The sequence below is a fragment of the Bacteroides sp. AF39-16AC genome (assembly GCF_003602735.1).
GTDB lineage: Bacteria > Bacteroidota > Bacteroidia > Bacteroidales > Bacteroidaceae > Bacteroides > Bacteroides uniformis.
The window spans coordinates 98,419-122,507 of the sequence record NZ_QTLN01000001.1; the positions used below are offsets into that span (position 1 = coordinate 98,419).

Consider the following 24,089-nt stretch of genomic DNA (forward strand, 5'->3'; position numbering starts at 1 on the left):
TCTACAACATTATTTCCTGTCCAACATTAAAAATATTTGGCCGCACAGCATATTTTATTAAATTTACCGATGTAGATAACTGAGATATTTCCGCACCAAATATATTTTGCTTTGCCAATATTGCATCTGCATATGATGAAATTTCATGGTATATGCAAAGTTTTTTCTGCTCATTCGACATATCAAATACACGATACACCTGGTAAGTATCACGCCCGTACTCCGATATGAAACGAATCTCACCATCACTAAAAACAATAGGTTGATTACAATCAAATTGAGTTGATTTAACATCTACATGCAAAGCGGCCGATGAATCGGAGCTAACAATAAAATCAAAAGGCAACCCCGATTCCCGACTCGCATTCATCCATAGGTATGACTTTATATGTCCGGCCGCACACTCTTTATCAAAATATTCATTAATCAGCTCTTCGCCGGCCCTTCCTGTTTGACAGAAATACTTATTAGCTTTCTCGATATCTTTCGGTTTATATTCATGTACTCCTCTACCAGTTTGTGCCACAACCTCCAAATCTTTCTGCAAATCAACGCTAACCCTGTTCACTTTGTCTTCAATATACTGCAAGATAGCTGCAAAAGCAGGATGGGATTCATCTAATATTTTATCATTATCAGAAATATAAGAATGTAATCTATGATAATCCTCCGAATTAGCATTTAAAAGAATAAAAACCAATTCTTCACTTTCCAAGCCGAACCAAAGTAAATACCAATCCGCACCTGTATCCGCGGAAGCAAATTCCCTTATTCTTTTTACTACTGACTCTTCAGACCCACCAATTCTAATCTTAGGACTACGGAATGTTCCATCTAGATTTTCTATTCGATCAAAATAACACTTAATGATATCACAATAGCCATCGCATATAAGCATAGCCGTAGAAACGACATCCACATCAGGGAGAAAATTAAGTACTCCCTCATATAAGCCTATATGGGTTTGATGGCTTGTGCCTATACCCAAGTCAGCAGCTGTAAGTTTCTTGAAACCGATATGGCATTCTGCATTTATTTTAAAGAACATAATTATTGGATGATTTTATTAGTAATCAAATAAAATAGTACAGCATATATAGTATTTACACTTACAGCATTGCCGGCCTGTTTATAAAGAGCTCCGTCAGCAACGCCCATAGCTGAAGCTTTTGCTGCAAAATCCTCAGGAAATCCCTGTAACAACATAGCTTCTTTAGGCGTCAATTTACGAATAGGCAAACGAGCCTGCTCGTCTTTGCTCAAATTAATCGCTTGATTCACGGCACCATCTGAGGCTATAAAATCCAGACTATAATAATTGTCTTGACATGCCCGATGCATCTTATGCATTGAAGCTGTTAGCGGGCGCGCTATCAATTGGTTTATCTCTGATTTCGATTTAAACCCGGCAGATCCATCAGCCAATAACGTTGGTTTGATTCTTTCAGAAAGCATGTATTTGTCTGGTACATTTTTTTCTAGGATACCTATTACAGTGTCACTTTGTCGGACACTCATCCTCGACTTATTAAATTCAAAACATTCTTTAACGGCCTTAGATGAAAAAATAAAATTATTAGGCAATGGTTCTAATGTTGCAAAAATCAATACACGATTTCTGGTTTGGGGAAGACAGAAATCCTGAGTATTAAAAATATCATACACTACATTGTACCCTGCCGCTTTAAGCTCTTCAACAATACGAGTAAAGGTACGTCTTTTATCATGTGTATAAAGGTTCTTTACATTTTCCAGCAATATGTATGGTGGATGTTTAACACGGACAATATCCATAATACGAAAAAACATCAATCCCCGTTCGTCATCAAAGCCTCGTTGATGTCCCATCATACTAAAAGTCTGACACGGAAAACCACCTGTCAACAAATCAAAATTCGGCAGTTTTCCGATTCTTTCAACAGATTCTGTAAAATGAACAATATCCCCCATTACCACCTCATTTTCCGTATCGTAATTGGCACAATAGGTCTGAACAGCCTTTCTATCTATCTCAGAATATCCCACATGCTTAAATCGTGCAATCTTATCCCTGCCAAGAATATCCATAGCAGTACGGAATCCGCCAATGCCGGCAAAAAGTTCTATATGTTGCAGTGTACGACGTATAATCATTTCACAAACTTCATTATTCCCCGTCCAATAGCTTCTGCTAATTTGACAGGTACAGCATTTCCTATTTGTGCATACCACGAATTCTGTGCTCCACAGAAAACAAAATCATCCGGAAAAGTCTGAATTCTGGCAGCCTCCCGTGGACTGAGTCCTCTTGCTTCTCTTGGGTGGATATACATATTACAATCATATCTCATATGCGACGTTATTGTTTTGCAAACCTGTGTCTCATCCAATTTAAAATATTTATCTTTAAACATATGGTTTCTATTACTGTAAGGCATAATGTCCCTTATCGACTCGTGCAATGAATTAGCACCTTGTGGAAGCCTGCGATAAATTTCAATATCACGCGGATTATTATATCTATTCTTATGGTTATAGAGTTTTTTTACGACCCTGTCCCCATTAATAAAATGATAAAAGGAAGTGTCAGGGTATTCGAAATTTCGTTCTGTGTATCCAGACTCTTCCGATTCTAATTCTCCTTGGTTTTTCATTTTGCGAGATTGTAGGCATGGCAACCCTTCCAAAGCATCACGAAGCACAAATGGCTCACGCCTAAAACAATCTATCTGATTAAAAATCATGCCTGGCTTAATACCTATACGGTTTCCTATCATAATGAAACGTTCACGATTTTGAGGAACTCCAAAATCTTTTGCATTAAGCAAACGATAATCAAACAAGTATTCATCACCTAAATACTCTATAAAATTATCTTTAATTTCATCTATCTTACTCGCCATTCCTTTCACGTTCTCCATTATGAAAAACTGCGGACGCGTATATGACAAAAATTGCAAATATGCCTTATATAATTGATTTCTTGGATCATCAATAATCCGCTGCCTGTTCGCCATTGAAAATCCTTGACACGGAGGTCCTCCACAAACAAGAGTGATAGGCTTCTCCGGATTAAGTATTATATCTCTATAGGTTTCAATGTTGGCATTCAACCCGTTAATATCCCCAATATAATAATTACCTGCCTCCAATTGATGATTAGCCAGATAAGTAGCAGCAAAAGTAGGTACTATCTCATTGAAAAACACGACTTCAAAACCTGCATTTTCTAAACCTAAACTTAATCCGCCACATCCTGCAAATAAATCTATAAACTTAGAATGTTTCATTTTTATGATCTTTCCACTTTTTATGAGAATATTATAAAAAATATTCTTTCTCCGTTTAATGGGCAAAGATAATAAAAAGCAAGCAACCTTACTTGCGGTCCACTTCTTATTTAAGGAAATAATACATTATTCTATCCACGCAATTTCTCACTTTCCGTAATCCTCCATCCCATCGGCTGCTATCATCCTACCATTTCCCTCTTCATATTCCCGATAAGGTTTCATTTCACCTTTCTTACGCATTCCGTAATTTTCCAGCAATATCCTATTCAGTGCCCATTCAATCCCTTTCAGTGTCATCTCTCGCTCCTTGGGTTTCAACTGGCATTCCCACACCTGCATCACATGCCACCCCATGCAACGCAACTGAATCCGTTCCTTCAAGTCCCTGCGCCGATTCCGTTCAATCTTGTCCTTCCAAAATTCCACATTACTTTTGGGAAGTACAAAGTATTTGCATCCCTCGTGCCCATGCCAGAAACATCCGTTCACGAATATCACCGTACGATACTTGCGGAGTACAATGTCGGGCGTGCCAGGCAACCGCTTCACATTGACACGGAAACGGAAACCACGGGAAAAGAGATAACGGCGAACCACCATCTCCGGTTTCGTGTTCTTGCTGCGGATGCTGCTCATGCAGTGATGCCGTTGCTCGGGAGTCATCTTGTCCATAACACAATCTATAATAGTGTAAAGATACGTTTCTGAATTGCAAATAGCCAAATCTTGCTCACTTTTTCCTTGCATACACCACACTCGGCCCCATCCCATGCCTCATCAACACCCCTTCTTCTATAAACCTATTCAAATCGACAACCGCCTGCTTATAACTACGTCCTGCCAGCCGTGCATACTGAGAGCGATTGATGCAGGGATACTGCTGCAAATACTCATCCAGCAACTGCCAGCGCTGCTCCACGCCCAACGCCTCATCGGCAGACGAAGCAGGCGCCGATGCCGATTGCGGACAACGCTCCAACTGCATCTTACCTTTCAAATCCTTATAGAACTCCCTGCCCAGACGGAAATTCAACCCGCGCAAAGCGATGGAGGCAGCACGAAGCTCTTTCTTGTCCGTCGCCTGGCGGGTACAACTCAAAGAGGGGGTGAAGTAACCCAGTTCGCCCAGCTCCACCGTCCAGCCATTGGCAAGGCAGTCGCGCAACTCGTCCATAAAGCCTGCCATCGCTCCTTCCAGCAGGCTGCGGCTGAGGCCGGTGAAAAGATGTACACGCTCGATAAATTCCTTGCGGTCGATGGTGCCCTTGGGGACAAAGCGGGCATAAAGGGATTGTTGCTCGCCGGTCTGGCGGACGTCGGGTTTCTCGAAAAGGTCGTAATACGCACTCATATATATTCTGTTTTTAAATGGTCCTGCAATTCCGTCATTTCTTCTTCCACGGCATTAAGGAGAAGAAATGCTATTCTTTAATCATTCCACCATGGAGAAAATATCATTCCACCACGGAAGAAAAATCGTTCCACCATAGTGGAATGATTTTTTCCACACGATGGAACGATTTAATAGTAGCATACAAATATACTAATCGAAAGGAGGAAAAACAAGAAAATTCCCATAAAAAACATATCTTTACGCTGGAAATGAAACATATAAAAAATACACACCAAACTCACTTTAGAGTCATGAAGAAAATATATCCCAAAAAATGGTTGGAACTGCATCCGTACAAGCAGACAAACAGCGTTGACCAGTACTACGTCGGCATTGCAAACGAAATCCACAAAAGACTTTACTCTTCAACGATAGCCGACGCCTTCGAAGAAGAGGAAAACATACGCTATACAAGCCTCTGCCTCGCCGCATGGTTTGAGGACGTCATCTCCCAGACCGGCATCTGGCAGGCATTCACTGCCGAGTGCCGGAAGCGATACGGAACCTATCTGCCCTTCTACCCCATCAAAGGCGATTATTTTCCGGATGAAATCAATCTGGAGGACATACGCTTTCTGCTTTGGCACCATATACAATATCTATGCCGGGGAATAAGCGCCATCAACCCCGAGAATCCCGGAATAGAGCAGACTGCACAAGAGATATACGGACTGCTTGCAGAGGAATACGAAACCGCTCCCGAAAATGAAAGGATGCAGGAATTTCTATACCACTCTGCCATGGGAGAAGAAGATTTCTTCCGCTACCGGGAGATACTGGATTGGTTTCACTACCAATGCTACTTCAACATCGAAAATGTCGCCCAATGCCGGGACGAAGCTGAACGGTTGCTGGATGATGAAAAGATTACTCCCGAAATGGCAGAGACCCTCATATATGCCACACGCACCTCACTGACGTTCAAAGGCCGCCGCAACCTGCTGTCGCTGACCTCACCGGAATGGCTGGCTCTCATCGGAAAAGCCCATCCCGAACATCAGCTTTGGGGCAAAGTGAAGGCACGGGAAAACAGTTGCTATCTGCTCGAGAAAGAAGACGATGAATTTCTGTACGTCAAAGATTTGTGCAGTGAGGACGAAGGCGAATTCAAGATAACCAAGAAGTCCTTGAACCTTTCGGCCATCCGTAGCCGAGAGGCAGGGAAAAGCACCCTTATCTGCGAACTGATTTATTTTGGCAACGCATGGTGGCAGTGCGGCATGCTTCTCGAAAACAAGTACGACCAGAAAATGGCGGAATATGTGGACGACTTGACGAAACAGAAAGAAAAGACGAATGAAAAGGCTACATTCCATGATTTCATAAAAGCATCCGGCGGGAAATCTTTTGTATTCTGCCAATCGCAAGAGGAAATCTCTGATTTTCTGCTGAACAAGATGGGATACGGCTTGAAAGAAGACCTGGACATACCACGCATACATACAGAAACCGGAGCCATGCTGATGGCCAACCCGCACACCGGCCTACATATCCAATTCAAGCTGTGCGAATGCATCAAATCTCCGGACAACCCCAATTATAATAAGGAGGAAGCAGAGAAAAACGCCATTATGTTCATCGTCAACCCAGACATTATCCCCTACCAATTGAGTTGCATCCTGCAAGACGAAGGCATGCTTCCGGATGCTTATCTGAACAGTTTGCAAAGAAAAGAATACGGGCAAGAGTTCATACGCAAGAATGCACACTTCCTGACTGATTATTTCCATCATCGGTGTCGGGAGAAAGACTTTGATTAGTTGAAAATGGGGGGTGAATACCACTTTTGACACATTTCCAACTACCAATTATCATAGTGCTTTCCAGAACTTCTGGAAATCCTTATACCGTCCGTAGCACACTAACTGGTCGCCGGCTTGTATCTGGTCATTTTCCGGCAGTTCGTTCAGTACATTGTGTTCCACATACGAGATGCCCAGGCAATTCTTCAAAGTCTCGGCACGTTTCAAGGCGAGCATCTTCAGGCCAAACTCCTTATCGAGATTCAATTCATTGGCATAATAGCCAATGAACTTGTCCGGAACGGTGAACTTGACTACATAATAATCCGGTGCCACGCGGAATGTCTCCATATCGGCACCGAATTCCAGCAACTGTACCAGTCCGCGTGCGGCATCCTCCTCGGGAGTAAGAATGCGTTCCAGCTCAAAAGCCTCGAGCACGGAACGGTGGACAGCGTCAATGGCGCGGGCATAGATATGCTGCACCTTCTTCTGCTTCAGCAAAGCCACTACACGGATGGATGCACCGAAATTCTCGCCGATGGCAACAATCACCACATCCACACTGTTCAGCGGCAATACGGACAAGGCCTGCTCGTCCGTAGCGTCGATGACAAAGGCTGTGGCAATCTTTTCCTTCAGACTATCCACCCGGCCGACGCTCACGTCCGCACCTATCACTTCGTGCCCCAGTGCAGAAAGCTCTTCTGCCAGCACGTGACCATAATTCCCTAAACCGATAATAATATACTTCATCTCATTTAATTGATAATAATCTGACCACTCGGATACTGATACTTCGTATGCTTCTTCTGCTTGATGATGCCAAGCATCAGCGTAATTAGTCCCACACGCCCCACAAACATCAGCAGTGCCACCAGCAGCTTGCTGTCGTCTCCCAACCGTGGGGTAAGGTTCAAACTGGACCCCACCGTGCTCAATGCCGACACACACTCGAAGGTAATGGCCAAAAGCGACGTACCCGGCTCCAGCATACTGATGATGAAAACAAACAGCAACAAGACGCCGAACGACATCACCACCGTGGCATTGGAACGACGGATAGAATCGTGTGACAGCTCACGGCCAAACACCTCTACCCGTTCCGTGCCGCGCAACACAGCCACCAGATTCAGCACCACTACCGCAAAGGCATTTACCTTGATACCGCCTGCCGTAGACTGTGAACCGCCTCCCACCCACATCAGAAACAGATATATAAGCAATGTCTGTACCCCCAAGCCTGCCAAGTCCACACTGGTAAAGCCTGCCGTACGGGGACACGTGGCATTGAAAAACGCCTGCGTCCACTTGTCGGCCACCGACATGCCGGCGAAGGCGGCATTCCACTCAAAGACAGCAATGCCCACCGTGCCCAGTACCAGCAGCAGGAAGGTGACTATCAGTACAATCTTTGTATTCAGGTTGTACAGATGGTAAAAACGCTTGCCGTCCCAATGCCACGTACGCAGAAAATGCCACAGACGACGCAGATGGTAAAGAATAATATCCTTGAAATTCACCAGTATGGGGAAACCGATACCCCCCAAAATAATCAGCAGAGATATATAGATGAAGAACGGATTGTGCCCCGTCATCACCAACGGATTACCCAGATTTCCGGGCAACGTGGAGAATCCCGCATTGCAGAAAGCGGAAATGGCATGAAAAGCGGAAAAGGCCAGCTCTTCTTGAAGGTCCATCCCCATCGTCCCGTGGATGTCTCCCCAGATAGCAAGCATCCCTATTCCTTCAATCACCAGCGTAAAGGCCAGAATATAGACCAGGGTGGAGAGCAAGGAATTCAAGGAATTGGAACTCACCATGTCGCGCACCACCAACTGATTGTACAACGAGGTATTACCCATGAAGAACATGGCAAAGAAGCTCGTCAGTGTCATCACTCCCAGACCGCCTATCTGAATCAGCAGAATGATTACCACAAAACCGGTCGGGGTAAAAGTGGACGCCACATCGACAGACGTCAGCCCCGTGACGCACACCGCACTGGTGGATATGAACAGCGAGTCGACCCACGATATGCCGTTCATCGTGCAGCGCGGCAACATCAACAGCCCCGTGCCTATCATTATGATTATCAGGAAACTTGCAGCCAGAATAAGCGAAGGGTTCGTACGCCGCCCCAACAACCGTACCAGCCCGTTGGAAAGGCTGAAAAAGGAAAACACCAGCAGCAGGACAAGATGATAGGCCTTGCCATGCAGAAATTCCCAGAACTGCAAGATGGCGCCCTCCTCCTCCGGACGATGGAAAATGACCGGGATAAGGGTCAGATAGAGCAGAATGGTCAGTATCCAGGTGAGCTTACTGAAGGTGCGCCGGGTATCCTTGTATTCCAGCAAAATGCGAAGGGTGACATCTACCAGAAAAACAATCCACACCCCATGGTACAAGCGTTGGAGCTGATGCGCCTCGACCTCTGAAATCGTAAAGCCATGCTCATAGACCACGCCGACAATCAGCAGGATGGAGGCCAAATAAGTGATGGAAGTCATTACTCCCACTGTCATCCGTACGTAAGGGTGAATCCATTTATTTTGATACAAAAGGAATTTATGATAAATCTTCATAAATGCATCGATTAATGAAACGCGGCAAACTTAGACAAATATACCTTGATATACAAAAAACAAAAGGAAAAAGAAATTGGTTCAAAAATAATAGCTACATTTGGGCATTGAATTATTAATAATTTTAACCACTATGAGCAACAAAAAGAAAAGATTCATTCTCCCGGAAGAGGAAATCCCACAGTACTGGTATAACATACAAGCCGATATGGTGAACAAGCCCATGCCACCGCTTCACCCCGGCACCAAGCAACCGCTGAAAGCAGAAGACTTGTATCCTATCTTTGCCGAGGAACTCTGCCGCCAGGAACTGAATCAGACTGACACGTGGATTGAAATCCCCGAAGAGGTCCGCGAAATGTACAAATACTACCGCAGCACTCCGCTGGTGCGCGCTTATGGATTGGAGAAAGCGCTCGGCACACCGGCACATATCTACTTCAAGAACGAGAGCGTCAGCCCGATGGGCTCGCACAAGCTGAACTCCGCCATCCCACAGGCATACTATTGCAAGCAGGAGGGAGTGACTAACGTGACCACCGAAACCGGTGCCGGACAATGGGGAGCTTCCCTGGCATATGCCGCCCGCCTCTTCGGACTGGAAGCCGCTGTCTATCAGGTAAAAATCAGTTACGAGCAAAAGCCCTACCGCCGCAGCATCATGCAGACATTCGGTGCGCAGGTTACCCCGTCTCCCTCCATGTCTACCCGCGCCGGAAAAGATATACTGACCGCCCATCCCAACTATCAGGGCTCGCTGGGAACAGCCATTTCCGAAGCCATAGAGCTGGCACAGACCACTCCCAACTGCAAATATACCCTCGGCTCCGTATTGAGCCACGTGGCCCTGCACCAGACCGTCATCGGACTGGAAGCCGAAAAGCAGATGGAAATGGCGGGTGAATATCCCGACACCGTCATCGCCTGCTTCGGAGGAGGTTCCAACTTTGGCGGTATCGCCTTCCCCTTCATGCGCCACAACATCCTCGAAGGAAAGAAAACACGCTTTGTCGCCGCCGAACCTGCCTCATGTCCGAAGCTGACACGCGGCAAATTCCAATACGACTTCGGCGACGAGGCCGGATACACTCCGTTGCTGCCCATGTTTACACTGGGACACAACTTTGCCCCTGCCAATATCCATGCCGGCGGCCTACGCTATCACGGTGCAGGTGTCATCGTATCACAACTGCTGAAGGACGGTTATATGGAAGCGGTGGACATCAAGCAGCTCGAATCATTCGACGCCGGTTGTCTGTTTGCGCAAGCAGAGGGCATCATCCCCGCCCCCGAGTCCTGCCATGCCATTGCCGCCACCATCCGCGAAGCAAACAAATGCAAGGAAACGGGTGAAGAGAAGGTGATTCTGTTCAACCTTTCCGGTCACGGACTTATCGACATGGCATCCTACGACAAGTATTTGTCCGGCGATTTAGTGAATTACGAGCTGACGGATGCCGACATCCAGAAGAATCTGGACGAGATAGGCAATCTGGCTTAATAGATATTCGCCATACTGACAAGCGGTTCATAGAGTTTCTCTATGTCCTGCGAGTCCATCTCAATCTGTACCTGGTCCCCCGGAATCAAACGAGTTCCCGTGGGGACCAGATTTTTTCCATCCCGATGTACATTGATGATGGCGCAACGTTCCGGCAGGGACAGTTCGTCCACCAGTTTCCCGTCCAGATAAGAATCCGTCATAATCTCCACTGAAAGCGTATAGCGTTTCTCTTCTTTAAAATCGGGAGCATGAATCATATCTTCATAGAGGGAGACGTTGGAAGGCTTCATTTGCAGAAGTTCCGTAAAATAGTAGGTCAACCCACCAACAACCACCGAAGGGTAAAAGACCTCGAAATGCCCCGTAATCTCCGTAATCAGCACAATGGCCGTGAGCGGTGTACGGACCACGGCCACCAGAAAAGCCGACATGGAAACAAGCATGACATAACTGACATTCTCTTGCCCGATGACACCGTACCTCACTCCTACCAGACCGACAATCTGTCCCAACAACCCTCCCGTAACCAGCGTCGGAATGAAACTGCCGCCCGGCAATCCGGAAGAGACAGAGAAAACTGAAAAGACAAAATGCAGCAACATGACGGCCGTCACCCACATAATCTGCGTACTGCCGTTCTGTGCCTGGGCCAGCAGAAACTGCTCCCCGCCTCCAGTCAGATTGACCTGCATCAGCGAAATGATGTAGGCCACCAGCACCAGATAGAACATCTTGACATACGCCGGAGAATTGACTTTGGCATACACATGCCTGAAAGCATTCATGGTGGAGGAGTAGAACTTCCCGCATACGGAGACAATCACCGCCAATATCAAGAAATACTTCATCTGGACAAAGAAGGCGAAAACCGGTTCCGTTACTTCTATCAGATGGTAAGGATTCACAGGAAAGACCATGCTTGCCACGGCTCCTGCCACAACACCCGCCAGCAAGGTAGTGATGGCCGTCTTAGGGGCATCGAAGCGTTCAATGGATTCTATTACAATGAGCGAGGAAGCCAGTGGCGCTGCAAAAGCCGCAGCGAGCCCCGCTCCCGCCCCGGCTGCCAGCAACTGTTTCTGTTCGCCTTTCAGGATATGAGTCCAGCGGGATACCAGGCTACCCACATAAGAGCCTATCTGCACGGAAGGCCCTTCGCGCCCCAAAGACAACCCCGCCGAGAAGGACAGAATGCCCCCTACAAACTTGGATACCATCTCGATGAAAGGATGCCGGTAAGTGATGCGCCCGTTAATCACGCCGCGTGTCTGCGGAATACCTCCCCCGCCGATAAGCGGCATTTTCCCCACGAGCCACATGACGAAGACGAGAATGCCCCAAGAAAACAGAAAGAGTGGAATGTGCCAGTACCAGGCCGGATGCGAAGCGAAGAAACCACTGCGGAGGTGGAACAGATAATAGAGAAGATAGTGATAGGGCACAGCGACCAGTCCCGTCAGCAAACCGACGAACATGCTGACGAAATACAGCCGGGCATCCACCAGCTTCAACTTCCAGATGTGCCAGCCGCGTACTGTTTTCCAGTTCTTGACCCTCGTCCAAAGACGTTCTGCCTTATCCCATAGTTCCATAACAAAACAACTCCCGTTAACTTGCGCTTTACAACAACAAGCAACGGGAGTTGTTTTATACAGAAACATTATTTACCAAAATCTGTTCTTTGCAGGATTATACTCAAATCCCACGAGCTTCAATTTTCGTACAATGTCCTCTTTCTCTACGTTCATATCCTCGCAGAGCGCGTCCAGCGAAGGATAGAAATCACGCAGTTTCATGTTGATGAAGCTGTACAGCATCACCGGGTCCTCAGGTAATCTCATAGTTACAATCTTTAAATTTAAACTAATACCGGGGACAAAATTACAATAAAAAAACAAAATAGAGATAATTTTAGTGTAGAATATACAACCTACCCACCGCAAACGATTGAGGGCCATGTTTACGGAGCTTCCGTCTGCTCTATCTTCAGGGAGACCTTCTCGATAATCTTTCCAAGCTCCTCTTCCAGCGGAATCACATTGAAGTCGCCCCAGAAATCGGCGTCATACTTGAAGTCGGTTTCAGAGAAGACGGTATGCACCGGCAACCGTTCCGCACGCGGGAAGCGCGTCACGTTCTCCCCGTCAATCCGGCAGGTCACCATCTCGAACCAGGTATACAGAGTGGGATTACTGAAGAGCATGCGTTTTCTCTTCATCTTGAAGTAAAGGTCGCCACGGATGTGGTGGACATAATAGGTACCGTTCCAGGGTTTGTATGAGACGGTATAGACAAGTTTCTCCGTTGTCAGCCTGATTTTCGGAGCCTGGCGTATCACGAAAAGCTGTGTGGCGGCCTTCACATACCGGGGATGAATCTCGAAGCGGGCACGCAGCAAGGCGCTGTTCTCCGAGTCTATATAGAGTTCTCCGCAGAACAAAGGCTCCTTTACCCCACGTTTCTGCTCAAAATAGACGACGTTGGCAGTACGGTCGTCCACCGATACGATGTCGCCCGAAGTATAGGTATAAAGTTCCTCGCCGGATTCCAGCAAGAGGAAGTCTGGAAGATTCTTCATGATGTCCAACTGCAGACATGCCTCCACCCCGGAGCTGATTTTGGCAAGCACACTGTCCGTCTGCTCCCGGTTATCTATCTTGCTCATCTTGAGCAGTTTCACCTGGTCTTTCTGTCCGGGTTCCATCGTCGGTGATTTGTAGACCTTGAAAACGGCCTCCGTCAGGCTCTGGAACTTGTTCTTCAGTTGTACACCTTCCCGGTAGAAGGTGGTCAGATAGACCGGAGAAGTGGAGCAGTTCCTATCCCGGTGCTCTATCATCTCGCGAAGCAGCTTTTTAGGCTCCACCAGGCGGATAAGCACTTCTTGTAAGGAAATGACTTTCGGCTCAAGGCTCAGAACATTGCTGCGTCCTTCCAAAGCAGAGGCTTCCACCGTTTGCCCCACATAACCCAGATGGGAGAAGGAGAGCATGCAGCGCCTCAACGAGTCGGGCAGGTTGAGCCGGAATTCACCGTTCTGGTTGGTAATGTTACCCAGTGAGGTTCCTTGTGCGATGACCGACGCACTGACGACGGGCTCTCCCGTCTCCTTGTCCAACAGGATTCCGGCAATGGTGGAATACGCCGGTCGGGGCGGCAGGAGTACCGTTTCTTCCATACTCTTCCTTTCTGCCGCCCGTGTTATCAATATATGGTTGCCTAATACCTTCAATTCGAGGTTCCGACTGCCGGTTATCCTATGAATGGCCTGTCTCACGGAACACTCCTGCTTCCTAACCCTCACTACTGAGTCGTTATGGATGACCTTGCTGTCATAGATAAACAGATAGCCGGACTGCTCCGAGACTTTCCCCAACAGCGCATAAACCGTTCCCTTCATTCCGGGCAGCCGGACGATGCGGTCCAGCACATCGCCTCCGTCCGCTCTTGCACTGCCCGCCAGGAAGAAAATGAAGAGTGAAAAATGGAGAATGAAGCATTTCATTGAATTCATTGTTCCGACAATATCAGTCTATTGCCCTGACGTGTACACTTCAAGTCGAACGTCCAGCATATCAGCTCGGCCACAGACTCCGGGGAGTTATTCGAAAATTCGACCGTCAGCCGCCTTTTGCCCAGGGTTGGCGACGCGGCTTCTATCTGCCAGCCGGCAGACTCCTTATTGATAGCACGCAGCACATCCTCCAGGCACTCGTCCTTGAAACGGATGTTGCTGGTGTAACGGTCAAAGAGCTCCGGATTCTCCGTCTCGCTGACGAGCAGACTGCCCCCCTGCAAGATAACCGTTTCTCCCGCCTCTACAAAGACCGTCTGTTCCTCTTGTTTCAGCAGCACCTTCACCTTCCCGCGCTTCACGGACAAGCTGAAGGGGGCCCCTTCATTGCTCCTGACATTGAAAGCCGTGCCCAGCACCTCCACACGCACCCTCGCCGTCTCAATCGTAAAAGCCTGCTCGGGTTTCTTTGCCACATCGAAGAAGGCTTCACCCTGCAGGTTCACTTCCCGCTTGTCTTCCGCAAAATGTTCGGGATACTTCAGCGTGCTTTCCTGCGCCAGATATACCACCGAACCGTCTTCAAGGGTCTTGACCAGTGTGGGCTTCTCCCGGTTCTCCTCCGTCAGCAAGCTACGACTGTCCCCACCTTGTTCCGGTACGGCCCACCATGCGGCAAAACATACGATTCCGGCAATCACGGCTGCCGCAACGCTCCCCCACTTGAGGTAAAGCCTGCGGTGCATTGCCGGAGCATGTTCCGCATCTGCCGGCAGCAGGCAGTCCGTTTCGAAGCGGGCATAAAGCCGTACCCATGCCTCGTCGGTCCTTGTCTTCTTTTTATCTACTTCCATCATTGTGTCCGGATATAATTATCAATTTCATTTCGTAAGGTTCGGAGTACCTTGGTCATTTCCGCTTCCACCGTCTTGACGGACAACGAAAGCGACAAGGCAATCTCTGCATATTTCTTCCCCTCCATGCGGTGCATCCTGAAAATCTGCTGCCGGCGCCGGGGCTGCTTGTCGAGCGTATGCCGGATGAGAGTCCGTAGTTCCTCGTACTCCAAATGCACGTGGGGGTCGGACGAATAGCCCGGCCCGGACTCCGTACGGACAGATGCCCGATAGCGCTCCTTGACCTCCTGATGCTCACAAAACTGCACGGCTTCATTCCTCACAGAACGGTAGAGATAGCTTTTCACGGACTGGAATACTTGTAACCGCTCCCGGTTCTTCCACAGCACGTAGAACAGCTCCTCCACAATTTCCTCGGCAGACGCCGTATCACCCGTGATGCCCGCAGCATACCAGCAAAGAGGGGAATAATACCGGCGGAAGATTCCTTCGAACGCCTTTATATCGCCCTCCTTTATTCTGGCCAGTATCATCAGTTCGTCCAGCATACACGGTGTTTTTTCTCGGTTGCTCCAAATATAAGGAAAACTATCAGATAATCAATTGGATTGTTTCCGCAATTTGCTGACTGCATTCTCCAGGGATTCCGTAGGTTCTATGATATTGTAGTTCCTCCAGAAGTCTTCGTTCCAGTACTCATCCACCAGGTCGTAGAATACCTGCTTCCGTTTGAAGGTGTTCTTGTTGGAGATGCCGGAGAGAGGGCTTTCCGTCCTGTCGGTCACCACCATTTCAGAGAAAGCGGTGTAGCTGGAGGAGAACAGCCTTTTTTTCCAGTCGCATTTAAAGCGGATGACATTCCGTATATAGTTCAGGTAAGTCTTGGCCCCCTGCTGCTTGTAGGTCACCAGATAGGTGACTTCCTGCGGGCGGAACCGTAAGCCGACGGGCTTCTTATGCAGAATGGCCTCCACTGCCTTCACCCGATTTGCCATGTCCAGGCCAAACTCGGCACGTGTAAAGGAAAGCCGTTCGTAGTCTATATACAGTTTCCCGATGAACAAGGCATACATCAGGCTGACCCGCGGACGGAAGCTGACCACATACTGCATGCGGTTATCCAAATTGACGGGGTCCTCCATACGGAATTCATAATAGTCCAGATTGTCCGTGCTCAACAGCGCATCGCCATTCTTCACAATATCCAGATAAAGGGACAGATTGGGGCCTCCCACCACTTTCACAGCCAGCGTGTCACTCTGCTTTTGGCTCAGCAGGCGGCGGCCTTTCAGCAGCTGCACCTTGTCGCGGTCCACATCGCGGGAGTTATAATCCGTCTTATAGACATCCATCACTGCCTCGGACACGCTGATATAGCGGCGGCGCTTCTGCACGGTTTCCCGATAGAAGGCGGTCAGCATGTTGTCATTGCCAGAATAATTTACTGGAATTTTCTTGATGGCCTCTTCCACTATGACGCGGGGATTATTGCCATAGACCACAATCTCGCTCAAAAGATTGGGGGCCGGTATCATCCAGATGGTCAGCTCGCCCGTTTTTTCAAGTTCTTCCAGAGAGAGGTGTGTAGTGAGATAGCCGATATGGGAGACTTCCAGTCCACGGAAAGCTTCCGCTTCCGCTACTTTCAAGGAGAATGTGCCGTCGGCATTGGTCACCGTTCCGATATTGTTGCCGACAACAGAGACGTTCACGTTTTCGAGTTTCTTCCTGCTGTCCTTGTTCTTGACCGTACCGGTGATGACGAGCTCGTTCACTGCCGCGTCCTGCGCCATCAACGGGGTGATACCCGAAGATAAGAATGCAAACAAACACCCAAGTGTAAATCCTACAAAGTTTTTCATAAGGCATGTTTTTAAGGGGTTTCTATTAATAAGAGCGGTGAGGAAGATAAAACCCTATAGAATGGAGAGAAAAATACAAAAAAAGTAGCACGTTGATAATCAGAGAGAAATTTTGCCAAGACATTGCCATAGGCATGGCAAAAACTTGTCAAGCTGTCGGCAATAGCTTAGTTGAATTGTTGGGGCTTCCGCTGGCTCAGAATAACGTAGATGATGACCGGCGCACCGATAATGGGCGTGACGGCATTCAAGGGGATAATACCCGCTTCGCCGGGCAAGACGCAAATCAAGTTGCAAAGCAGTGCCACTGCACCGCCACTCAAGATGGTGACCGGCAATAGGGAATTGTGATTGGCTGTCCCCAATATCATGCGGGCCACATGCGGCACGGCCAGACCGATAAAAGCGACTGGGCCACAGAAGGCGGTGGTGACAGCCGTCAAGAGCCCGGTGATAATCAAAAGCCAGTTGCGCACACGGCGGATATTTACACCTAGATTTTCGGCATAGCGCTCTCCCAGCAACAAGGCGTTCAGGGGCTTTATCAACAATAATGAGCCGAACAGTCCCACAATGGTGACCAGCGCAAAGGCCGGCATCTGCTGTAGGGAAACTCCACCGAAGTTGCCCAGCCCCCATATCATATAGGACTGCACCCCCTCTGCCGTAGCAAAGAAGTTCAGCAGGGCAATGGCCGAAGAAGCGATGTAGCCTATCATGATACCCGTTATCAGCAGCATGACATTGCTCTTTATCAGCGTGGAAAAGAAAAGGATAAGTGCCATAATCAGCATGGCTCCGATAAATGCGCCAAGCAGTACGGAGAAGAAGCCGGACAGACTGAACACCCCTGCCGTGATACTGCCGCCAAACAGCAGCATGACGAAGGCCACTCCCAGACTTGCCCCGGCGTTGATGCCCAGAATGGATGGTCCTGCCAGCGGATTCTTGAAAGCCGTCTGCAACATCAGTCCGCAGACAGCCAATGCGCCACCGCAAAGCAGCGCCGTCAGCGCTTGGGGCAAACGGGATTCCCAAAGGATGAAGCTCCAGCTTGCCTTCTCCCCCTCTCCACCGAGCAGGATACGGAAAACATCGGCAGGCGGAATCGAAACCGACCCCACCAGCAGATTGCCCGCAAAAAGCAATAAGATTACTACTCCCAACCCGATACCATATTTCCAGCCTTTACTCATAGTTACATTATTTAGCACACAGAGACACGGAGGCACAGAGTTTTCTATTACTTTCACAAAAGTTCCGTATCTCTGTGTGTTCATCACTCCTTCAGTCTGCAAAAATAGCGCAAACCTCCCAAATCTCCTATTTCGGGATGCAGAATCTGTATTAGGTCGGATAACAAATAATCGGGACGGAACGGAGTCTCCTCGTAGAAAGGAACTTTCGCCGTATTACAACCATAGACATTCCGGGTCTTGAAAGCCTTAAAACCGGTGTAGCCGATATAATCCGCCTCCAAATCAGCGTAGGTCATATCGCGGTCACGGTTGTACTTCACCAGCCAGACGTCGGCATCGCCCGCCTTGTCGAAAACGGTCTCGAAAGCCAGAGGAACAGAACCGCTGTGGGTATCGTCGGCAAAAGCGTAACGCCCGCAAGCATCCTGAAAAAGCCTTCCTATAGTGCTACGCCCTCCCGGAGCGTACCATGCCGAACCACTTTTCATCTCGCTGACAATGGACAGTGAGGTGGAGGAAAGCTTTGCACGCATCTTGAGGCGCCGGTAGCAGCTATCCACCTCGGCAAACAGACTGTCGGCTTGTGGCGCAGCCCCGAAGAGCAGCCCGTAAAAACACATCCATTCGGCACGGCCCAAAGCGGAAGTTTCCATATAGTCGGCACATTCGATGATGGGAATATCCAGTTTCTCGATACGGCCATAACCACCACTGTTCTCGAACGGAGATAGAAGAATGGCATCGGGATGCAGGTCGATGATACGTTCCATATCGGGATTCATACCATCGCCGCAATCGACAATGATACCCCGACGGCAAGCCTCGTGCACGGCCGGCAGCTTAATGTACTTCAGGTCGCAAACGCCGCCGATACTACTGAACACGCCCAGATTATCCATCAACCCGCAATGTACGGAAGAGTAAATGACCGATTTGGAGAGCGGGGTACGCACCACGGTACCTTCCGGAAGATGTGCCGGGAGTTCACGGTCTTTAGGAACCAGGATATAGGTATGCAGCGTGTGCAACGTATCCCAGGGATTGCGCAGGGTGGCAAGGGTATAGTCGGGATAGGACACTAAGGTAAGGTTCTCCGCATAACGTAAGGGAATGGTGTCACCGTCGGGCAAAGCAGAGGCAGTCTTGCCCCTTCCCCCGCAGGAGAAAAGAAGCAAGACTGCGAGTATGCAGATAAGAAAGCTGTTCCTTTTCATCGACATTAATTAAAGAAAACAGCGGAATTAGGATTGACACCTCCTGCATCGAACTTTTCTATGAACGTACCGTCTTTCTTGAAACGGTAGATGGTACCGTTCGTAATGAAATCGGAAGTACTGATATAAATATCACCGTTATTGTCGTTTATTGTCAACATATGCAATGTACTCGATACAAGTTCAGCAGGAGCATCTTTCAGGAAAGAAGCATTATTCATCTGTCCCGTCTTGATGTTGTAAGTAAAGAAAGTGTTGACAGTTGTAACCGGTTTAGTACTCCAGTCCGTCATTGAATTCACCAGATACAATATATCATTATTGGCAGCCATATAAGTGGCATTGCCTATCTTGGTAACCTTGTTGCCTTTGGCCGGCTCAATCATCTGCAGCACATAGCCCTCTGCAGAAGAATAATCATCAGAAATGAGGAACACTTTGTCGTCCTCTTCCAGCATTTGTGTATTGGGATTGGAAGCCACTGTCAATGTTTCCTTTAGTGTGAATGTTCGCAAGTCTATCACTTTAACATCATTGTGATAAGTATAGTCAGCAGTACAACTATTCGAAACATAAAGCATGTCCTCACAGATTGCCACACCTTCCAGATTGTCACCAAGTCCGGTCAATTTATCCACTACCTCCAACGTTGTCGCATTGATTTTAGCCACTGCTCCTCCCCAAAAGGAAGCATAGATATACCCATCCTCAGCATCTATATAGCGAATACCAGCACTGAGGTCGTTGTCGCCTACGAACGAAACACGTTTCAACTCCACACCTGCAGCATTCAGCTTGGTCAGATAATTAGAGCCATAAACGGCTATATATATTTCATCTTCATACTCAATCATGCTCTGACCAAGGTCACCCAACTTGGCATTGTTTTGGGTCTTGTAGATATCACTGATAAAATCCGCATCCTTATTGGGTGCATAAAAGGCAAGTCCTGCATTGTTGGCCCCTTGAGAGCCTTCGTTCAGAATATAGACACGCGTCTGCGGCAGTGTCACCTTCGACCCGTCATCATCCAGAGAATCATCGTCGTCGTCACTACAAGATACCAAAGAGGCACCCAAAGCAAGCATGCAGAGCATACCGAATAATAAACTTCTTACTTTCATAATCACTGTTGTTATTGTTTATAATTATTTCTTATTGTTTATAAATGGCTGACTCAAAACTTAAAGGTCCCCGTCAGCCGCCACGAACGGCCCGGCATAGGATAATATTTTATCACGTCATACTGTTCATCGGTCAGGTTTATAATCTCAGCCTGCAACCGGAGTCGGCAACTGCCCAAAGCAAACTCATGAGAGAGGCTCATCGTATGCTCCCAATACCCCTCAATCTCATTCTCCGGAAGGTTCTGCGACAAATAGTAGCGTTTTCCCACTCCCACCACCGAGTAGCCCACATTCACCCACGGCGTTTCCACAATGGCAGACGCATTTCCGCTATGGAGAGGGGTATAAGGCAATTGGTCTTTATAGTTCTTGGCATCGGCATCGGTCAAGTCAATGGCCTTCTGCCACGTATATCCGCCCGACATAACCAGTTTTATTTTTTTTGTCAAGGGTACAGTGGCGGCCAAAGTGGCATCCACACCTGCGGCATGTACCTTGCCGTAGTTTGCCATCTTCCACGCATAGGTGGTGGGAAAAGCCACAATCTTATCCGTCACATCATTATAGTAACCGTCGAGCGTAACGGAGATATAGTCGAACACAGACAATCCGGATTTGCTCCATGTGATGCCGACATTATATTCGTCTGCCTTCTCGGGTCGCAGATTACGGTTGCCCAGCCGGTAGTAATAGAGGTCGTTGAAAGTGGGCAGACGGAACGTACTCTTATACATCAACCGGAAATACAGCGACTCGTCCTGCCAAGGCTGCATACTGACTGATAAAGAGGGGGCAAAGCGATGGAAGTCATCGGGGACCGTACCTTTCTCGGCATGCTCCGAAGTGGCAGTATGCACCAGCGAAGCCGTGGCCGTGAGCCATCCTTGCCGGTAGCGTGCATTGAAGGCACTGATGGAAGTATATCTTGTAGGGAAAGGACATTCCGGCAAACTGTTGCGCAACTTGTTTATCACCCCATCCTGCGCCAACGAAAGGGTCAAAGCTTCCAAAGGACGGTAGAGAACGGTCGCGGAAATATAATATTCGTCTTGCCGGTGATTTTCCCGATAATATCCGTCGGCATATTCCTTGCCCTCATCCTTATATTGGTTCCAGCCATGATTATACTTTGCCTGTGCCTGCAAACTCCACCGGGGCGAAAAATGCTTCCTATAACGTGCCTGCACAAAAGTATTCTCATCCCAAAGCGTTTCATCGGAAAGGGGATTATAGAGCGTAACCGCCCCTGGAAGTCCCCGGCGGGAATAGAAGTAATAACCCTTCACATCCAGTTCGCTGTCATCCTTGAAAGTATGATAAAAGGTAGCTTCGCCCTGCCAGGAATAGATGCCGGAGTTGTTACGTTTCTCTTCCGTCACGTATTTCCCATTGACCAGCGTGAAAGGGTAATTACCGTCTGCCCTCATATAACCGGCATCTACCGCCACGCGTGTACGGCAGCCCAGTTTCTGCCACCAGCGCAGCGAGGGGCTGACCATGCCGAACGACCCTCCGCGCACCCGTGCCTGAAAAGCGGCATTGCGCCCGTCATCAAAATGAGGTTTTTCCGTCTCTATGCCCAGCACACCGGCCGACGCATACAAGCGGGCGGACTGCAACAAGTCCTCCGACTGCCCGATGGCGAGCGAAAGCATGGAAACATTGTCCAGCGAAAAACGCCCGATATCTATCTGCCCTGCCTGACAATTACTCACCGCCACCCCGTCATAACTGACAGCTGTATGGGCTGCTCCCATATTGCGTATGGAAACCGTTTTCAGTCCTCCAATGCCTCCATAGTCCTTTACATTGGCTCCGGCAAAACGGCGTACAGCATCTGCCATATTCTGTATTCCCAGCTGGCTGATATCCTGCCGTGACATCGTCTGTATGGGTACGGCAGAAGTCACTTTATTGGGCGACCTGCGTGCTGTCACTGTCACTTTCTCTATCTGATGCACTTTCCCCGTAATCGTATCTCCCCCCACCTCCTGGGCAGAGAGCCGGAGTATACTTGCACCCAATGAAACAGCACAGACCAGTAATACCTTAGTCCTTCCTGACATAGAATAAATGAAGATTATCTTAAACCATTTGCGCACTGCCCACTTTCCTCGAATGGACAATTTTTCGACTTTGTTTTGCAGGTCTTCTGACTCGTTCCCGGTACATCGCCTTCCCGTTCTTTCCGAAGAACAGTGGCACAAGTATGATACACCGAGCATGGAACTCACAGCAGCGGGACTGTTCGGGACTTTCACCCGATTCCCTTTTCATCCGCTTCTCCGGATAGAGAACGCGGAACAAAACGTGGACAAAGATAGGATAAATAAAAGAAGTTTCAGTAAACAATAAAACGAATATTACCGTTTTAACAGTCATTTTTTTAACTTTGTAACATAATAACCCCAAAATCGAGTTGCCATGAAATATAAGTTATTGGTTCTTGATGTAGATGGAACGCTACTCAATGATGAAAGAGAAATTAGTAAAAGGACATTAGCTGCTCTGCTAAAGGTCCAGCAAATGGGAGTGCGCATAGTTTTGGCATCCGGTAGGCCGACTTATGGACTGATGCCACTGGCCAAAACCCTCGAACTCGGCAATTATGGAGGGTTTGTTCTCTCCTATAATGGTTGCCAGATAATAAAAGCACAGAACGGAGAAATATTGTTTGAACGACGCATCAATCCGGAAATGCTGCCTTATCTGGAAAAGAAAGCCCGCAAGAACGGCTTTGCCATCTTCACCTACCACGATGATACCCTCATTACGGATAGTCCGGACAATGAATATATAAAGAATGAAGCCCTGCTAAACAATTTGAAGATAATCAGGGAAGATGAATTCTCTACTGCCATAGACTTCGCGCCTTGCAAGTGCATGCTGGTGAGTGATAAGGAAAAAGCTCTGATAGGGCTGGAACAACATTGGGAAAAACGCCTGGCAGGTACTCTGGATGCTTTCCGTTCCGAGCCTTACTTTTTAGAGGTGGTGCCCTGCGGAGTCAATAAAGCGAATACGTTAGGCGCCCTATTAGAGCATTTGGGAGTAACACGGGAAGAAGTCATTGCCGTTGGAGATGGCGTATGCGATGTGACCATGCTCCAATTGGCCGGCATGGGGGTAGCTATGGGACATTCACAAGATTCTGTAAAGGTCTGTGCAGACTATGTGACTGCATCGAATGAAGAAGATGGAGTGGCCCTGGCCGTAGAAAAACTAATATTGGCAGAAGTGCGTGCAGCAGAGGTGCCTCTTGATTTACTGAACGAACGGGCACGACACGCATTGATGGGAAACTTGGGCATTCAATACACATACGCTTCGGATGAGCGCGTAGAAGCAACCATGCCGGTCGACTACCGTACCCGCCAACCCTTCGGCATTCTGCATGGCGGTGCCACCCTTGCCTTGGCAGAAACCGTTGCCGGGCTCGGCTCCATGATTATCTGCGAATCTGATGAGATTGTCGTGGGAATGCAAGTCAGCGGAAATCATATTTCTTCTGCACACGAAGGAGATACCGTAAGGGCAGTGGCAACCATCGTTCATAAAGGGCGTTCATCCCATGTGTGGAATGTGGACGTATTTACTTCCACCAATAAACTGGTTTCCTCTATACGGGTAGTGAATAGTGTTATAAAGAAAAGATAAAATAACTGTTATAAACTACGTAATGTAAATGCATGAAGATCAAAAGGGAACGAGGGGGTTAACCAATTCCTCGGTTTTATCCTTACCTTTGTAAACTATATTAGAGAGTTATACCCGAACAACAAAAAGAAAACGATGCAGATACGCAACAATACAT

20 protein-coding genes and 1 riboswitch are annotated in these 24,089 nt (G+C 48.0%); of the genes, 3 read left to right on the forward strand and 17 right to left on the reverse strand.

Going from position 1 to position 24,089, the window contains the following annotated elements; translation table 11 throughout:
• Position 1: 1 nt before the first annotated feature.
• From DW039_RS00395 to DW039_RS00415, 5 genes are all read right to left on the reverse strand, one after another.
• The gene (locus tag DW039_RS00395) at positions 2 to 1,048 is read right to left on the reverse strand and encodes a protein NO VEIN domain-containing protein (protein WP_117959123.1); all 1,047 of its coding nucleotides are present in this window, start codon (positions 1,046 to 1,048) and stop codon (positions 2 to 4) included.
• A gap of 2 nt (positions 1,049 to 1,050) precedes the next feature.
• A complete protein-coding gene (locus DW039_RS00400; protein WP_229068171.1) occupies positions 1,051 to 2,133 on the reverse strand; it encodes a DNA cytosine methyltransferase in 1,083 nt (360 codons plus the stop codon).
• A complete protein-coding gene (locus tag DW039_RS00405) occupies positions 2,130 to 3,269 on the reverse strand; it encodes a DNA cytosine methyltransferase (RefSeq protein ID WP_117959124.1) in 1,140 nt (379 codons plus the stop codon). The genes DW039_RS00400 and DW039_RS00405 overlap by 4 nt, the downstream gene beginning before the upstream one ends.
• A 147-nt stretch (positions 3,270 to 3,416) precedes the next feature.
• Complete coding sequence (locus DW039_RS00410; protein ID WP_087331935.1) at positions 3,417 to 3,944, reverse strand: very short patch repair endonuclease; 528 nt, start codon at positions 3,942 to 3,944, stop codon at positions 3,417 to 3,419.
• 58 nt (positions 3,945 to 4,002) lie between these two features.
• Complete coding sequence (locus DW039_RS00415) at positions 4,003 to 4,623, reverse strand: DsbA family protein (RefSeq protein WP_057089726.1); 621 nt, start codon at positions 4,621 to 4,623, stop codon at positions 4,003 to 4,005.
• Positions 4,624 to 4,916: 293 nt separating this feature from the next.
• Here DW039_RS00415 and DW039_RS00420 point away from each other — a divergent pair, with 293 nt between their 5' ends.
• On the forward strand, positions 4,917 to 6,425 hold the full coding sequence (locus tag DW039_RS00420) for a DUF3843 family protein (RefSeq protein WP_229122544.1): 1,509 nt from the start codon (positions 4,917 to 4,919) through the stop codon (positions 6,423 to 6,425).
• Between the two features lie 51 nt (positions 6,426 to 6,476).
• Here the strand turns inward: DW039_RS00420 and DW039_RS00425 are convergent, their stop codons facing one another.
• The gene (locus DW039_RS00425; RefSeq protein WP_120129126.1) at positions 6,477 to 7,163 is read right to left on the reverse strand and encodes a TrkA family potassium uptake protein; all 687 of its coding nucleotides are present in this window, start codon (positions 7,161 to 7,163) and stop codon (positions 6,477 to 6,479) included.
• A gap of 5 nt (positions 7,164 to 7,168) precedes the next feature.
• Positions 7,169 to 8,998 (reverse strand): TrkH family potassium uptake protein, encoded by a 1,830-nt coding sequence (locus DW039_RS00430; protein WP_118273955.1) that lies wholly within the window; start codon positions 8,996 to 8,998, stop codon positions 7,169 to 7,171.
• A 133-nt stretch (positions 8,999 to 9,131) separates the two neighbouring features.
• On the opposite strand from DW039_RS00430, the gene DW039_RS00435 reads away from it, so the two are divergent.
• Positions 9,132 to 10,499, forward strand: a complete 1,368-nt coding sequence (locus DW039_RS00435; protein ID WP_005831725.1) for a TrpB-like pyridoxal phosphate-dependent enzyme — start codon at positions 9,132 to 9,134, stop codon at positions 10,497 to 10,499.
• Here DW039_RS00435 and DW039_RS00440 read toward each other — a convergent pair.
• From DW039_RS00440 to DW039_RS00485, 10 genes are all read right to left on the reverse strand, one after another.
• Positions 10,496 to 12,094, reverse strand: a complete 1,599-nt coding sequence (locus tag DW039_RS00440; protein WP_120381553.1) for a ClC family H(+)/Cl(-) exchange transporter — start codon at positions 12,092 to 12,094, stop codon at positions 10,496 to 10,498. The two genes, DW039_RS00435 and DW039_RS00440, sit on opposite strands and share 4 nt — an antisense overlap.
• 72 nt (positions 12,095 to 12,166) lie before the next feature.
• On the reverse strand, positions 12,167 to 12,343 hold the full coding sequence (locus tag DW039_RS00445; RefSeq protein WP_005832662.1) for a DUF4250 domain-containing protein: 177 nt from the start codon (positions 12,341 to 12,343) through the stop codon (positions 12,167 to 12,169).
• 119 nt (positions 12,344 to 12,462) lie between these two features.
• Positions 12,463 to 14,016, reverse strand: a complete 1,554-nt coding sequence (locus tag DW039_RS00450) for a carboxypeptidase-like regulatory domain-containing protein (protein ID WP_120381554.1) — start codon at positions 14,014 to 14,016, stop codon at positions 12,463 to 12,465.
• A complete protein-coding gene (locus DW039_RS00455) occupies positions 14,013 to 14,873 on the reverse strand; it encodes a FecR family protein (RefSeq protein ID WP_044468136.1) in 861 nt (286 codons plus the stop codon). Before DW039_RS00455 ends, DW039_RS00450 begins: the two co-directional genes overlap by 4 nt.
• Positions 14,870 to 15,421, reverse strand: coding sequence for an RNA polymerase sigma-70 factor (locus tag DW039_RS00460; RefSeq protein ID WP_120381555.1), 552 nt, complete (start codon positions 15,419 to 15,421; stop codon positions 14,870 to 14,872). The genes DW039_RS00455 and DW039_RS00460 overlap by 4 nt, the downstream gene beginning before the upstream one ends.
• Positions 15,422 to 15,472: 51 nt before the next feature.
• On the reverse strand, positions 15,473 to 16,735 hold the full coding sequence (locus DW039_RS00465; RefSeq protein ID WP_009038151.1) for a carboxypeptidase-like regulatory domain-containing protein: 1,263 nt from the start codon (positions 16,733 to 16,735) through the stop codon (positions 15,473 to 15,475).
• A gap of 167 nt (positions 16,736 to 16,902) precedes the next feature.
• The gene (locus DW039_RS00470) at positions 16,903 to 17,931 is read right to left on the reverse strand and encodes an iron ABC transporter permease (protein ID WP_016272786.1); all 1,029 of its coding nucleotides are present in this window, start codon (positions 17,929 to 17,931) and stop codon (positions 16,903 to 16,905) included.
• Positions 17,932 to 18,014: 83 nt separating this feature from the next.
• Complete coding sequence (locus tag DW039_RS00475; protein ID WP_044468140.1) at positions 18,015 to 19,148, reverse strand: ABC transporter substrate-binding protein; 1,134 nt, start codon at positions 19,146 to 19,148, stop codon at positions 18,015 to 18,017.
• Positions 19,149 to 19,153: 5 nt separating this feature from the next.
• Entirely contained in the window at positions 19,154 to 20,272 is a 1,119-nt protein-coding gene (locus DW039_RS00480) for a YncE family protein (protein ID WP_016272788.1), read from the reverse strand.
• A gap of 53 nt (positions 20,273 to 20,325) precedes the next feature.
• Positions 20,326 to 22,341: a TonB-dependent receptor gene (locus tag DW039_RS00485; RefSeq protein ID WP_119993668.1), complete on the reverse strand. Its 2,016-nt coding sequence runs from the start codon at positions 22,339 to 22,341 to the stop codon at positions 20,326 to 20,328.
• A 58-nt stretch (positions 22,342 to 22,399) separates the two neighbouring features.
• Positions 22,400 to 22,599, reverse strand: a riboswitch (cobalamin riboswitch).
• Between the two features lie 100 nt (positions 22,600 to 22,699).
• On the opposite strand from DW039_RS00485, the gene DW039_RS00490 reads away from it, so the two are divergent.
• Positions 22,700 to 23,932 carry a Cof-type HAD-IIB family hydrolase gene (locus DW039_RS00490; RefSeq protein ID WP_005832678.1) on the forward strand — a complete coding sequence of 411 codons (1,233 nt, stop codon included), beginning with the start codon at positions 22,700 to 22,702 and terminating at the stop codon, positions 23,930 to 23,932.
• Positions 23,933 to 24,089 lie beyond the last annotated feature (157 nt).

Bases quoted from the DNA above. Each gene is read 5' to 3' on its own strand.
- DW039_RS00425 (WP_120129126.1), bottom strand. From the start codon at position 7,163: ATGAAGTATATTATTATCGGTTTAGGGAATTATGGTCACGTGCTGGCA.
- DW039_RS00460 (WP_120381555.1), bottom strand. From the start codon at position 15,421: ATGCTGGACGAACTGATGATACTGGCCAGAATAAAGGAGGGCGATATA.
- DW039_RS00490 (WP_005832678.1), top strand. From the start codon at position 22,700: ATGAAATATAAGTTATTGGTTCTTGATGTAGATGGAACGCTACTCAAT.
- DW039_RS00450 (WP_120381554.1), bottom strand. From the start codon at position 14,016: ATGAATTCAATGAAATGCTTCATTCTCCATTTTTCACTCTTCATTTTC.
- DW039_RS00470 (WP_016272786.1), bottom strand. From the start codon at position 17,931: ATGAGTAAAGGCTGGAAATATGGTATCGGGTTGGGAGTAGTAATCTTA.
- DW039_RS00400 (WP_229068171.1), bottom strand. From the start codon at position 2,133: ATGATTATACGTCGTACACTGCAACATATAGAACTTTTTGCCGGCATT.
- DW039_RS00430 (WP_118273955.1), bottom strand. From the start codon at position 8,998: ATGAAGATTTATCATAAATTCCTTTTGTATCAAAATAAATGGATTCAC.
- DW039_RS00415 (WP_057089726.1), bottom strand. From the start codon at position 4,623: ATGAGTGCGTATTACGACCTTTTCGAGAAACCCGACGTCCGCCAGACC.
- DW039_RS00420 (WP_229122544.1), top strand. From the start codon at position 4,917: ATGAAGAAAATATATCCCAAAAAATGGTTGGAACTGCATCCGTACAAG.
- DW039_RS00475 (WP_044468140.1), bottom strand. From the start codon at position 19,148: ATGAAAAGGAACAGCTTTCTTATCTGCATACTCGCAGTCTTGCTTCTT.
- DW039_RS00410 (WP_087331935.1), bottom strand. From the start codon at position 3,944: ATGGACAAGATGACTCCCGAGCAACGGCATCACTGCATGAGCAGCATC.
- DW039_RS00435 (WP_005831725.1), top strand. From the start codon at position 9,132: ATGAGCAACAAAAAGAAAAGATTCATTCTCCCGGAAGAGGAAATCCCA.
- DW039_RS00455 (WP_044468136.1), bottom strand. From the start codon at position 14,873: ATGATGGAAGTAGATAAAAAGAAGACAAGGACCGACGAGGCATGGGTA.
- DW039_RS00445 (WP_005832662.1), bottom strand. From the start codon at position 12,343: ATGAGATTACCTGAGGACCCGGTGATGCTGTACAGCTTCATCAACATG.
- DW039_RS00395 (WP_117959123.1), bottom strand. From the start codon at position 1,048: ATGTTCTTTAAAATAAATGCAGAATGCCATATCGGTTTCAAGAAACTT.
- DW039_RS00440 (WP_120381553.1), bottom strand. From the start codon at position 12,094: ATGGAACTATGGGATAAGGCAGAACGTCTTTGGACGAGGGTCAAGAAC.
- DW039_RS00405 (WP_117959124.1), bottom strand. From the start codon at position 3,269: ATGAAACATTCTAAGTTTATAGATTTATTTGCAGGATGTGGCGGATTA.
- DW039_RS00480 (WP_016272788.1), bottom strand. From the start codon at position 20,272: ATGAAAGTAAGAAGTTTATTATTCGGTATGCTCTGCATGCTTGCTTTG.
- DW039_RS00485 (WP_119993668.1), bottom strand. From the start codon at position 22,341: ATGTCAGGAAGGACTAAGGTATTACTGGTCTGTGCTGTTTCATTGGGT.
- DW039_RS00465 (WP_009038151.1), bottom strand. From the start codon at position 16,735: ATGAAAAACTTTGTAGGATTTACACTTGGGTGTTTGTTTGCATTCTTA.